Genomic DNA, 14242 nt, shown 5'->3' with positions numbered 1-14242 from the left:
TAAAAATAAAAATAAGTCAAAACAAATTCATAATTATAATACAGCAAAGCTGCTAATAAAAGGACATAGACATCAGATATGTTTGAAAATTTATATATTTAAAATTTTTAAAATTTGATAAAACATTTTAAATTGGAGAAAATTATTTTTTAATAAAATCAAAATAAATTAAATTTGAGTTATTGAACATATTTATCAAAAAATAGATCATTTTTAAATGATTAAATTAGAGAAAGTAGTTTTGGTATAGTAACTTTTAAGACTAAATATAGAAGTTTAAATGTTTAAAACAGGAGTATTTTTAGTCTATTTTTTAGTCTTTTACAATATAGCAATAAATATAAAATTTATAAAAATCAAAAAGTTATGTTATAGTAGGCTTAATTAAAAATCATATAGTTTAGAATTTTATAAAATAAATAGTAAAATCATATAATTTTTAAAAAGTTGATATTTAGTATGTCAATATGAAAGAGTTTACATGACATAAAACAACAAATCGAAATTATGAGAACATTTTTAGATGAAGTTTAAATTTAAAAGTTTATATAAAGCTTAATTTTTGATTTGAATTGAAGAAGAATGTGTTCTTTATAGGGAGGAATTTTTTAAATGAACAAACTTATTGAAAGATATAGTTTCGGAAAAATAGTAGATAGAGGAGAAATGCCGCACTTTTTAGAATTTCAAATAAATTCTTATGAAGATTTTTTACAAACAAAAGTGCCACCTCAAAAAAGAGAAAATAAAGGTTTTGAAGCGATCTTTAATGAAATTTTTCCAATTGAATCCAGCAATGGGTTGTTGAAATTAGAATACTTATGGTATGAAATTCACGATAATGATGAGCCTTTAAATGATGAATTGGAATGTAAAAAAAGAGGTAAAACGTATTCTGGTCAATTAAAAGTTAGATTGAAATTAACTAACAAAAGAACAGGAGAAATTCAGGAAACATTAGTTCATTTTGGAGATATACCGCTTATGACAGATAAAGCAACATTTATTATAAATGGTGCAGAAAGAGTTGTTATTTCCCAATTACACAGATCACCAGGAATTACTTTTAACAAGGAATTGAATATTCAAACAGGAAAAGATGTGTTTATCGGGAAAATTATCCCTTATAAAGGAACATGGCTTGAATTTGAAACTGACAAGAACGATATTTTAAATGTAAAAATTGATAGAAGAAAGAAAGTTTTATTACCTGTTTTTCTTAAAGCAGTTGACTTTTTCCATAGTAACGAGGAAATTATGAATGATTTTTTTGAATTGAAGGAAGTAGAGTTGTCAGACTTTTATTCAAAATATAAAGATACTGAACTGGAAGAAGTTTTACGTTTGAGATTGGAAGGAAGTTTTGTAAGAGAAGATATTTTGGATGAAGAAACTGGAGAGTTTGTGGCAGAAGCAGAAGAAATTATTGATATTCCAGTTATTCAAAGAATAGTAGATGCTAAGGTAGAAAAACTGAATATTTGGGAAGTAAAACCTGAGGACAGGATTATTGCAAATGCATTGGTTCACGATAGCACTAAAAATAGCGATGAAGCAGTTATTGAGGTATTTAGAAAATTGCGTCCAGGTGATTTGGTAACTGTTGATAGTGCTAGGTCTCTTGTTAAACAAATGTTCTTTAATCCACAAAGATATGATTTGGCGGATGTTGGAAGATACAAAATTAACAAAAGATTAAAACTAGATGTACCAGCAGATGTAATTGTACTGACAAAAGAAGATGTTTTGCAAACTATTGAATATGTAAAAAATCTTGTAAGTGGAGAAGGATTTACAGATGATATTGATAACTTATCAAATAGACGTGTAAGAGGTGTTGGAGAACTGCTTTCCATCCAAATAAAAGGTGGAATGCTTAAAATGTCTAAAATGGTTAGAGAAAAAATGACTATTCAAGATATTACAACATTGACTCCACAAAGTTTGTTAAATACAAAACCGCTAAATGCGTTAATTCTTGAATTTTTTGGAAGTGGACAATTATCACAATTTATGGATCAGTCAAATCCATTGTCAGAATTGACTCATAAGAGAAGAATTTCAGCATTAGGACCTGGAGGACTTTCGAGAGATAGAGCAGGATTTGAGGTTCGTGATGTCCATAACTCGCATTATGGAAGAATTTGTCCAATAGAAACGCCAGAAGGACCAAATATCGGACTTATTGCTTCACTTTCAACTTATGGAAAAGTTAATAAATATGGATTTATTGAAACTCCATTTGTAAAAATAAATGATGGAAAAGCTGATTTTAATGATATTAGATATTTGGCAGCTGATGAAGAAGAAGGACTGTTTATAGCACAAGCCGATACTCCTATTGACAAAGATGGAAACTTCTTGACAGATGAAGTTGTTTGTCGTTATGGAGATGAAATTGTGCATATTGACAAATCAAAAGTTGATATTTTGGATGTGTCACCAAAACAATTAGTATCTGTTTCAGCAGGATTAATACCATTTTTGGAACACGATGACGCCAATCGTGCGTTAATGGGATCAAATATGCAACGTCAAGCAGTACCTTTATTAAAAACAGAAGCACCTTATGTTGGAACTGGACTTGAAAGAAAAGTTGCTGTGGATTCAGGGGCAGTTATTACTTCAAAAGTAGCTGGAACTGTAACTTTTGTAGATGCAAGAAAAATTATTGTAACTGATGAAGATGGAAAAGAATATTCTCATAGATTATTAAACTTTGAAAAATCTAACCAGTCAATGTGTTTACATCAAAAACCAATTATTGACTTGGGAGACAAAGTTCAAAAAGGTGATATTATTGCAGATGGACCGTCTACTGCAGGTGGAGATTTAGCATTAGGTAAAAATATCTTATTAGCATTTATGCCTTGGGAAGGATATAATTTTGAAGATGGAATTCTTATTTCTGAAAGACTTAGAAAAGATGATGTATTTACATCAATTCATATTGAAGAATTTGACATTGAAGCAAGAACTACCAAACTAGGTGATGAAGAAATCACAAGAGAGATACCTAATGTTTCTGAAGAAGCTTTAAAAAATCTTGATGAAAATGGAATTATAAGAATCGGAGCTCACGTAACACCTGATGATATTCTAGTTGGAAAAGTAACTCCAAAAGGAGAAACTGAACCGCCAGCAGAAGAAAAGTTACTACGTGCAATCTTTGGAGAAAAGGCAAAAGATGTAAGAGATACTTCATTAAGACTTCCTCACGGAGTAAAAGGTACTGTTGTAGATGTGCTTGAGCTGTCTAAAGAAAACGGAGATGACTTGAAAGCTGGAGTAAATAAATTAATTAGAATTTATATTGCTGAAAAAAGAAAGATAATGGTTGGGGATAAAATGTCTGGACGTCATGGAAATAAAGGGGTAATTTCAAGAGTATTGCCAATTGAAGATATGCCGCATTTGGAAGACGGTACACCAATTGATGTCTGTCTTAACCCGCTTGGAGTGCCATCTCGTATGAATATTGGACAGGTACTGGAAGTTCACTTGGGACTTGCAATTGGAGATATTGATAAATATATCGCAACACCAGTATTTGATGGTGCAAGTGAAGACGATGTAAAAAATTACTTGGAAGAAGCTGGATACAGCAGAACTGGTAAAGTAAAACTAATAGACGGAAGAACTGGACAGCCATTTGACAACCCGGTAACAGTTGGACGTATGTATATGCTAAAACTTCACCACTTGGTAGAAGACAAAATGCATGCCAGAGCAATCGGACCATATTCACTTGTTACTCAACAGCCACTTGGAGGAAAAGCCCAATTTGGTGGACAAAGACTTGGAGAAATGGAAGTCTGGGCATTGGAAGCCTACGGTGCATCAAATATCCTGCAAGAAATGCTTACAGTTAAATCAGATGACATCAGCGGAAGAACAAAAACTTATGAAGCTATCGTAAAAGGCCAAGAAATGCCAGAAGCAGATGCACCAGAATCATTTAGAGTATTAATTAAGGAATTCCAGTCACTTGGACTAGATGTGGCTCTTTATGATAAAGATGGGGAACAAATTGAATTAGATAAAAATGTAGATGCTTAGTGGAAAATATTTTTGAGAACTAAAGTTTTAAATATAAATTTTAGTTCTCGTAATATTATATAAATTAAAACTAATTTTGGGAGAGAATATGAAAAAAATATTTTGTTTAGCGATTGTTTTAGCAGTTTTTGTGAATGTTAATACATTTTCTGCAACTAAAAAATCGAGTTCCAAAAGTAAAACTAGAATAACACAAAATAAAGTATTATCAGAACCAGAAGAAATTGCATTAAATTTTATTAATGAATATGCGGATTATGAAAATAGTGAAATGTATAGAAATCCTGAGATAATTTATAATAGTCCTTTATTTACAGATAGATTTAAAGAAATGTATAGAAATTCATTAATTGCAAACTTTTTTTGGAATTGTGATGAATATGGTTCAAATATTGAAGGGTGTACTGATAATAAAATAGATGGTGAACAAAAAGAATTTGCAGAAATATATGGTGGAAGTGTTTTAGCAGAACAAGGACAAGATATGCCAAAAAGATATTCATTATTAAGTTATAATGAAAAAACGGGAATTGTATACTTAAAAGGTGAAGGTTGGTCTCACCCGAATTATAGAGTATTAGTAAAAATGGTTCAAGAAAATGGAATGTGGAAAATTGACGGTGCAGGAGAAATTAATATACCGAAATACCTAATAGATGGAATGTATGATAATAATGGTTATTAAAAAAGATTTTCCCACTTTACTTTTCAAAAAAAGTGGAATAAAGAATAGAGGAGGCTCTTAACGAATGAGTATAAGAGATTTTGACAGTATTCAAATAAAATTGGCGTCACCAGAGAAAATATTGGAATGGTCTTATGGTGAGATTACGAAAGCCGAAACAATAAATTATAGAACATTAAAGCCTGAAATGGACGGATTATTCTGTGAGAGAATATTTGGGCCGTCTAAAGATTATGAGTGTGCCTGCGGGAAGTATAAGAGAATGCGTTATAAAGGCATGGTGTGTGAAAAATGTGGTGTTGAAGTAACAACTTCAAAGGTTAGACGTGAAAGAATGGGACATATTAAACTGGCTACACCGATTGCACATATTTGGTATTCTAAAGGTACGCCTAATAAAATGAGTCTTTTGTTGGGGATTAGTACAAAGGAATTAGAATCAGTTTTGTATTTTTCAAGATATATTGTGACTGATCCGGGAGAAACAGGACTTGAAAAAGGTCAAATTTTGACAGAGCGTGAATATAAACTTCACGAAAGCCAATTTAAAGGTGAATTTACGGCAAAAATGGGTGCTGAAGGAGTTTTAACTTTACTTGAGGAAATTGATTTGCATAAATTAGAAAGTAAACTTCAAAATGAGATGGATGTAGAACATTCAGCACAAAAAAGAAGAAAAGTTATAAAAAGATTAAAAGTAGTAAGAGATTTGATAGAAGCTGGAAATAGACCTGAATGGATGATTTTAACAGTATTGCCTGTAATTCCTGCGGATTTGAGACCAATGGTTCAATTAGATGGTGGAAGGTTTGCTACTTCTGACTTGAATGACTTATATAGAAGAGTAATTAACAGAAATATTAGACTAAAAAAATTGATGTCGATAAAAGCTCCTGAAATTGTAATAAAAAATGAAAAAAGAATGTTGCAGGAAGCTGTGGATGCATTAATTGACAATGGTAGACGTGGAAAACCAGTTGTTACTCAAAATAACAGAGAATTAAAATCTTTATCAGATATGTTAAAAGGAAAACAAGGACGTTTTAGACAAAATCTATTAGGAAAACGTGTGGATTATTCAGGAAGATCGGTTATTGTCGTTGGACCAAGCTTGAAAATGAATCAATGCGGATTGCCTAAAAAGATGGCACTTGAGCTTTATAAGCCATTTTTGATGCGAGAGCTTGTAAAAAGAGAGTTGGCATCAAATATTAAAGTTGCTAAAAAAATGGTGGAAGAAGAAGATGAAAATGTATGGGAATTAATTGAAGAAATTATTAAAAATCACCCTGTGCTTTTAAACCGTGCTCCGACATTACATAGACTTTCAATTCAGGCATTTCAGCCAATTTTGATAGAAGGTAAGGCAATAAGACTTCATCCGCTTGTATGTTCTGCATTTAATGCGGATTTTGATGGTGACCAAATGGCAGTCCATCTAGTATTGTCACAAGAAGCACAAATGGAAGCAAAATTATTAATGCTTGCGACAAATAATATTATAGCTCCATCAAATGGTGGACCAATAGCAGTTCCATCACAAGATATGGTAATGGGATGCTACTATATGACAAAAGAGAAAAAAGGTTCAAAAGGTGAAGGAAAGATATTTTCTAATAGAAATCAATTAGTGACTGCTTATCAAAGTGGAAAAGTATCAGTTCACGCTATGGTAAAAGTCAGAGTGGAAGGCAGTCTTCTTGAAACAACGCCAGGAAGACTAATGTTTAACTTAATCCTTCCAAAAGAAGTTAGAAATTATGAAATTACATTTGGTAAAAAAGAATTAAAAAATCTAATTGCTGAACTTTATAAAAGATATGGATTTGAAAAAACTTCAAAATTACTGGATGATATTAAAGAATTTGGGTACCATTATGGAACACTCGCTGGAATTACAGTTGGAATTGAAGATTTGAAAATTCCTGAAAGTAAAAAAGAAATACTTGAAAATGCTGAAAAAGGTGTGGCAGAAGTTGAACAGCAATATAAAAATGGAGAAATTATTAACGAAGAAAGATATAGAAAAACAGTAAGTATTTGGGCAGAAGCAACTGAAAAAGTAACAAAAGATATGATGGATAACCTTGATGAGTTTAATCCAGTTTATATGATGGCGAACTCTGGAGCCAGAGGGTCAATTGCACAAATGCGTCAACTTGGTGGAATGCGTGGACTTATGGCAGATACGCAAGGTAGAATCATTGAAATGCCGATTAAAGCCAACTTTAGGGAAGGGCTTAATATCTTGGAGTTCTTTATGTCATCGCATGGAGCGAGAAAAGGACTTGCCGATACTGCATTAAGAACAGCGGATTCGGGATATTTGACAAGAAGATTGGTTGATATTTCACATGAAGTTATTGTAAATCATGATGACTGCGGATGTGAACATGGAATTGTTGTGTCGGATCTGATGGATGCTGGGGAAGTTATTGAAAAATTAAGTGAAAGAATTTATGGAAGAAATCTGGCAACAGATTTGGTTCATAATGGAGAAGTTATCGCTAAAAGAGATACTTTGATAACTGATGAACTGATTAAGAAAATCGAAGAATTAGATATTCGTGAAGTAGAAATTAGAACACCTTTAACTTGTAAATTGGAAAAAGGTGTTTGTAGAAAATGTTACGGACTTGACTTGTCTAATCATAAGGAAATTTTAAAAGGGGAAGCAGTTGGAGTAATTGCGGCCCAATCAATTGGGGAACCTGGTACACAGCTTACAATGCGTACTTTCCATACTGGAGGAGTTGCTACAGCAGCTTCAGTTCAATCTGACTATAAGGCAGATGTTTCTGGAAAAGTTAAATTTAGAGGTATTTCTACGCTTGTAAATGAAGAAGGCAAGGAAATCGTTGTTTCACAAAATGGACGTTTAATAATAGGAAAACATAGATATGAAATTCAATCTGGTTCGGTTTTACATGTAAAAGATGGAGATACAGTTGAAAAAGGTCAAGTACTTGTAGAATTTGATCCTTATCAAACACCGATTATTACATCTGAAGAAGGTAAAGTGGAATTTAGAGATATTTATGTAAGAGAAAATATTGACATAAAATATGGAGTTACTGAAAAAGTAGCAATAAAACCTGTGGAAAGCAGTGATGTAAACCCTAGAATTATAATTTATACAAAAGATGAGAGAAGGGTAGAATACGCAGTACCTTATGGGGCATATTTGATGGTAAATGAAGGGGACATAGTTAAAAAAGGTCAAACTATTACAAAAATCTTGAAAACAGGAGAAGGAAATAAAGATATTACTGGAGGTCTTCCTCGTGTACAAGAATTGTTTGAAGCGAGAAATCCTAAAGGAAAAGCTATTTTGTCAGAATTTGCAGGACGTGTAGTATTTTCTGATAAAAAGAAAAAGGGTATGAGATTGATATTAATTGAAGATCCTGAAAATGGTGAATTAATTCAAGAGTATACAGTTCCTGTGGGAGAACATTTAGTTGTAACTAATGAGATGTTAATAGAAAAAGGTGCTAAAATTACAGATGGACCAGTTTCACCTCACGATATTTTAAAAATTAAAGGACTTGTAGAAGCTCAGCAATTTATTTTGGAATCAGTGCAACAAGTGTATCGTGAACAAGGAGTTGCAGTTAATGACAAACATATTGAAATAATAGTAAAACAAATGTTCCAAAAAATTAAGATTAAAGAAGCTGGAGATTCATTATTCCTTGAAGATGAACTAATTGATAAGAAAATTGTGGAACGTGAAAATGAAAAACTTATCGCAAATGGAAAACGTCCAGCAACTTATGAACCTGTAATACAAGGTATTACAAAAGCCGCAGTAAATACAGAAAGTTTCATTTCAGCATCATCATTCCAAGAAACAACAAAAGTTCTTGCAAATGCTGCTGTTGAAGGAAAAACAGATAGACTTGAAGGACTCAAGGAAAATGTAATTATTGGTAAGAAAATACCAGGAGGTACTGGTTTTAGAGATTATAAATATTTAGATGCAGCTTTGAAGAGAGATATTGCAGCAGAACAAGAAGCTAAAGCAGCAGCAATAGAAGAAGAAGAAAAAGTTAATTCAGATGAAGTAATTGAAGAAACAGAAAAAGTACAAGAAACTTCAGAAACTTTGGAAAATGAATCATCAGAAAAAGAAGAAAGTACAGAAGAAACAGAAATTTAAAAAAATTAGATTTGATGAATAGGGGGATTTGTAAATATGAAAATTCCCTTATTCAATTAAAAATAAAGGTGGTTTTTTATGAAAGGAAAACTATTTATCGTTTCAGGGCCTTCAGGTTCAGGAAAATCAACAGTCACAAAATTAGTAAAAGATAGATTAAATATCCCGTTATCAATATCAGCTACAACTCGCAAGCCAAGAAATGGAGAAATCGATGGAAAAGATTACTTCTTTTTAACTAAGGAAACTTTTGAACAAAAAATAAAAAATGATGAATTTTATGAATATGCAAATGTTCACGGTAATTATTATGGAACATTAAAAGAAGTTGTGGAAAGCAACTTGAATAAGGGGCTAAATGTAATTTTGGAAATTGATGTACAAGGTGCATTAATCGCTAAGGAAAAGAAAAAAGATGCTGTTTTGGTATTTTTTCGTACTAAGGATATGGAAACACTTGAAAAAAGGCTTCGTAACAGAAATACCGATACGGAAGAAGTTATTCAAACTCGTTTGAAAAATGCATTAAAAGAGCTGGAATACGAAAAGAAATACGATCACACTATAATAAATAATGATATTGAAGAATCTTGTAAAGAACTGATAAATATTATTAATTCATAAAGTTAATATAAATTCAGTAATACAAAATTATATAAATAAAAATTTCCTTTAACGAAATTTAGCAAGAAATCTTTAACTTTTGTTTAGATTATGGTTGTTAATCTAAATATATTATATAAGGAGAGAATCATAAAAAATGAAAAAAGAAAAAATAACAATAGATGAACTATTGACTAAAATACCTAATAAATATGAACTTGCAATTATTTCAGGAAAAATTGCAAAAAAAGAATTTGCTAAAGGAAAGCAAAAATCAGAGATAATGGATGAAGTTTTTAGAGACATTATGGAAGATGAAGTAGAAGTTATTCGTGAAAATAACGAAGAAAATCAAAAAAATTTATCAAAAAGTATTGACTATTTAGAAAAATAAATTATACTAATAGTGTAAAAAATAAATTTTTCTTTTAAATAAAAATATATAAAGGAAAAATCTAATTTTTTAAAAAATATAGGAAAATATCTATAAAGAATTAAAAGTTTTTTATCGTCTGTTTTGCGGAGGAATAAGGAATAATGTTTTACAGCAAAAAAGAAATACAAAAGTTAATTGACAATCTGGACATTGTTCAAGTGATAGGAGAATATGTAAATTTAAAAAAGGCAGGTTCAGATTATAAAGGGTTATCTCCTTTTAAAGAGGAAAAGACTCCTTCCTTCACAGTCAGTCCAGTAAAAAATATTTTTAAAGATTTTAGTACCCAAATTGGCGGAAACGTAATTTCATTTTATATGAAAATTAATGATATTGGATTTGTTCAAGCAGTAGAGGAACTATCACAAAAGTACAATATTCCACTCAAAAAAAATAAGGAATACGAGGCAATTAATCAAGAAATTGCCAAAAAAAAGGCTCTAAATAGAGAATATTTTGAAATAATGAAGGAAGCTCAGGAATTTTTTAGGGAAAATATCGAAAAATATGACGAAGCAGTCGAATATATGAAAGAGCGAGATTTTTCACTGGAAGAAATAAAAAAGTTTGGAATTGGTTTCGCTTCGAGTTTACGTGACGATTTATTTCAATATTTATTAAAAAAAGATTTTCCAGAAAAAAAAATAATAGAGCTGGGACTTGTTAAAAGAAATGAAAATGGAGAAATTTATGATAGTTTCAGAAACAGAGTGATTTTTCCAATTTATAATGCAGATGCTCAAATTGTAGGATTTGGAGGTCGAATAATTGAGAAAAATACCAACTTGCCTAAATATTTAAATTCTCCAGATTCACCTATTTTTAAAAAAGGAAATGAACTTTTTGGAATAAAATATCGAGGAGAAAATATTAAAAAAAAAGGTTTTGCGATGTTAATGGAAGGGTATCTCGATGTGTTGACAGCCCAAAAAAATGGATTTGAAAATGCAGTAGCGAGTCTTGGAACAGCCTTTACTGAAGAGCAGGCAGAACTTTTGAAAAGATATACGGATAAGGTATTAATCTCGTATGATAATGATGAGGCGGGTAAAAATGCAATAATAAAAGCTGGATATATTTTGAAGAGATATGATTTTGATGTAAAATGTCTAGTTATGAATGGAAGTGAAAAGGATCCTGATGAGTTTTTGAGAAAAAATGGGAAAAAGGCTTTTATAGAAGTAGTAAAAAAATCAGAAGAAGTTTTTGACTTTTTGACAAAAGAAATTTCAAAGGATTTGGATCTGAATAACATAAATGGCGAAAAAAAATTTATTGAAAGATTAAAGCCATTTTTTTCCAATATTACAAATAATCTTAGTAAAAATTTATATTTACAGCGATTGTCAGTCAATTTTGGAATTAATGAGCTTGTATTAGAAGAATCGCTAAAAAATATATCAAGTGAAACTTTAACAAAGAAAAAAAGAAAAATTTACGAAAGCCAAAAAGTTCGGTATAAAAAATTAAAAGAAGATTTGAATATTGCGTTGGAAGAGCAAACGCTTATGTATATTTTGGAATTTTACAATTCTGAAAGAAAAAAATGTGAAGAGTTGTTAAATAAGAAATTTAGTTATTCACTGTTTAATGAATTAATAGAAAAATTAAAACCTGTAAATTTTAATATAGTACAACTTGGTGAAAATGATATTAATGAAGAAAGCAGAGAAGTCTTAACACGTCTAAAATTACAGGCAGATAAGGATATTATACACAAAGATAAGTATTATATAGAAGTTTATTCTGGATGGTTTGAGCGTGAAATAAAAGAGGAAAGCCAAAAATTAGAAGAAGAAAATAACAAAATAAAAAAAATTGAATTAAAAAAAATATTGTTAAAATTAGAAAGTATTAAAAATATTAATAAATTTAATGAAATAGAAAAATTATATGATGAATTTATATTGATAAGGAGACTGGGTTATGTCTGATAAAAAACAAAATTTAAAAAATAGTCTCGCAAATTTTATAAAACAGGCACGAGAGCAGAAAGTTGTAAGTTATGAAGAAATAAATTCTGTTTTATCTATCGGATTTTCAACTGAAAAAATTGATCAGTTAATAAAAAAACTGACTGATGACGGTGTTCAAATAGTAGATACTATAAAAGAAAAAGAAGATTTATTAAAAGTTCCCGAGTCCATAGAAGATATTGAAAAAATGGAATTATCAGATTTTGAAGATCCGCATGATGAGTTTGTAGAGAGTGAAATCGACGATTCGGAAGTGGATAAGTTATTGCAGACAGATCTATTGAAAATGGCTGAAAGTATGGATGTAGATGAGCCTATAAAAATGTATTTAAGAGAGATCGGACAAATTCCATTACTTAGCTATGAAGAAGAAATTGATTATGCTCAAAGAGTTTTAAATGGCGAAGAAGAAGCAAAGCAAAAATTAATTGAATCAAATTTAAGACTTGTTGTCAGTATTGCAAAAAAACATACCAATCGTGGATTGAAAATGTTGGATTTAATCCAGGAAGGCAATATGGGTCTTATGAAAGCAGTAGAAAAATTTGAATATGAGAAAGGGTTTAAATTTTCGACTTATGCAACTTGGTGGATTAGACAGGCGATAACACGTGCAATTGCAGATCAAGGAAGAACAATAAGAATACCTGTTCATATGATAGAAACAATTAATAAAATTAAAAAAGAAAGCAGAATAATTCTTCAGGAAACAGGAAAAGAGCCAACTGCAGAAGAATTAGCTGCAAAACTTGAATTGCCTGTGGAAAAGGTAAAAAGTATTCTTGAGATGAATCAAGATCCTATTTCGCTTGAAACTCCAGTTGGAAGTGAAGAAGACAGCGAACTTGGGGATTTTGTGGAAGATGATAAATTTGCGAATCCTTATGATGCGACTACAAGAGTTCTTTTAAAAGAACAGCTTGACGATGTGCTAAAAACATTAAATGAGCGAGAAGAGATGGTACTTAGATATAGATATGGATTGGATGATGGTTCTCAAAAAACTTTAGAAGAAGTGGGAAAAATTTTTAATGTAACTAGAGAACGTATTAGACAGATTGAAGTAAAGGCATTAAGAAAATTAAGACATCCAAGCAGAAGAAAAAAACTGGAAGATTATAGGAGCTAAAGTTATTATTTAGCTCCTTTTAGATATTTAGATTTTTATCGGTTTTAAATCAGTTTTATACTCGAATCCGTTAAAAATTTAAATTGTTAAAAATCATAAAAATTTAGAGCTTAAGTAAAATAATTATAATTTTAAGTTCAGTTATAGTTTAGTTTTACTACACAATTAATTAAATATTGTTTGTCAAAGAATTATATTTTTTGTCATAATAAAAAATAAAATAAAGGGGAAAATAGATGTTAAAAAGAATTTTTGAAGATATAAAAAAGAAAGGAAGCTTTAGTTTTGAGAAAATCATTGAGAATTATGCAATGAGTGATGATGAATTTTTTGAATTTCTAAAATTTGTTCATTTGGAAAATGTTCCTGAAGTTAGAAATTCAACTGATGGAAGTGATTTTATTGTGTTGGAAGATGAAAATATTTTTATTGAGGAAAAAGATACAATAAAATTGTATTTAGAAAATATAAAAGAAAAATACGAAGAATTTGAGAAAAAAAGTGAAGATGAAAAAGAAAAGGAAGAATTGATTGATAAATATCTGAAAATTGCTGTAAAGGAGAGCTTGCTTTATTCAAAATATGGATTTTCATTTTTGGATACAGTTCAGGAGGCGACACTTGGAATTATGTCGGGATTAAATTATTATAGTCAAATTATAGAAATTACAAAAGAGCCTGAGTTTTTTATAAAAAATTTTGCTGTAAAATATATTTTGGAATTTCAAAAGAAATTATTAAAAGATATAAAATCATCAGAACTATCATATATTTTGTATTTGAAAGTAAAAATGGATAAAAGTATGGGACTTTCAATGGAAGAAATAAGCAGACAGATGAATGTTTCAACAGAATATATTGAACAATTGGAGATGCTGTTTGATGATGTTGAGCCTGAAGAATTAATGGAAAATACACAGATATTTGAGAAAGCAGATAAAATTACACAAATGTACATTTTAGAAAATATTCCCAAAAAATTAAATTATTTGGATGAACAAATTTTGGTTATGACTTATGGGCTTGATGATAAAATTTATACAGAAAAGGAAATTGCAAAATCGCTAAATATTGCAAAGCATAATGTAAAAATTTTAAAAGAAAAGGCACTTAATAAACTTTCTATTGATATGATGAGAAATGATTTTGTGGAAAATAATGAAGAGGCAAATTATACAGTAAATTAATAAAA

8 protein-coding genes are annotated in these 14242 nt (G+C 30.1%); all 8 read left to right on the top strand.

The window, feature by feature from the left end:
- The first annotated feature begins 612 nt into the window (after positions 1-612).
- Complete coding sequence (gene rpoB / locus ACO409_RS00870) at positions 613-4059, top strand: DNA-directed RNA polymerase subunit beta (protein WP_485553951.1); 3447 nt, start codon at positions 613-615, stop codon at positions 4057-4059.
- An 88-nt stretch (positions 4060-4147) separates the two neighbouring features.
- Positions 4148-4744 (top strand): hypothetical protein, encoded by a 597-nt coding sequence (locus tag ACO409_RS00865; RefSeq protein WP_485553949.1) that lies wholly within the window; start codon positions 4148-4150, stop codon positions 4742-4744.
- A 64-nt stretch (positions 4745-4808) separates the two neighbouring features.
- On the top strand, positions 4809-8906 hold the full coding sequence (rpoC, locus tag ACO409_RS00860) for a DNA-directed RNA polymerase subunit beta' (RefSeq protein WP_485553947.1): 4098 nt from the start codon (positions 4809-4811) through the stop codon (positions 8904-8906).
- A gap of 78 nt (positions 8907-8984) precedes the next feature.
- A complete protein-coding gene (gene gmk, locus ACO409_RS00855) occupies positions 8985-9530 on the top strand; it encodes a guanylate kinase (protein ID WP_485553945.1) in 546 nt (181 codons plus the stop codon).
- 136 nt (positions 9531-9666) lie between these two features.
- A complete protein-coding gene (locus ACO409_RS00850) occupies positions 9667-9903 on the top strand; it encodes a DNA-directed RNA polymerase subunit omega (protein ID WP_485553944.1) in 237 nt (78 codons plus the stop codon).
- 143 nt (positions 9904-10046) lie between these two features.
- Complete coding sequence (gene dnaG / locus ACO409_RS00845) at positions 10047-11879, top strand: DNA primase (protein WP_485553942.1); 1833 nt, start codon at positions 10047-10049, stop codon at positions 11877-11879.
- Positions 11872-13050 (top strand): RNA polymerase sigma factor RpoD, encoded by a 1179-nt coding sequence (gene rpoD / locus ACO409_RS00840; protein ID WP_485553941.1) that lies wholly within the window; start codon positions 11872-11874, stop codon positions 13048-13050. The genes dnaG and rpoD overlap by 8 nt, the downstream gene beginning before the upstream one ends.
- Positions 13051-13286: 236 nt before the next feature.
- Positions 13287-14237, top strand: a complete 951-nt coding sequence (locus ACO409_RS00835) for a sigma-70 family RNA polymerase sigma factor (RefSeq protein ID WP_485553940.1) — start codon at positions 13287-13289, stop codon at positions 14235-14237.
- Positions 14238-14242 lie beyond the last annotated feature (5 nt).

This window comes from Leptotrichia sp. (assembly GCF_057270615.1).
The sequence above is the reverse complement of the archived record's forward strand: the minus strand, read 5'-3'. Positions and strand labels throughout refer to the sequence as shown.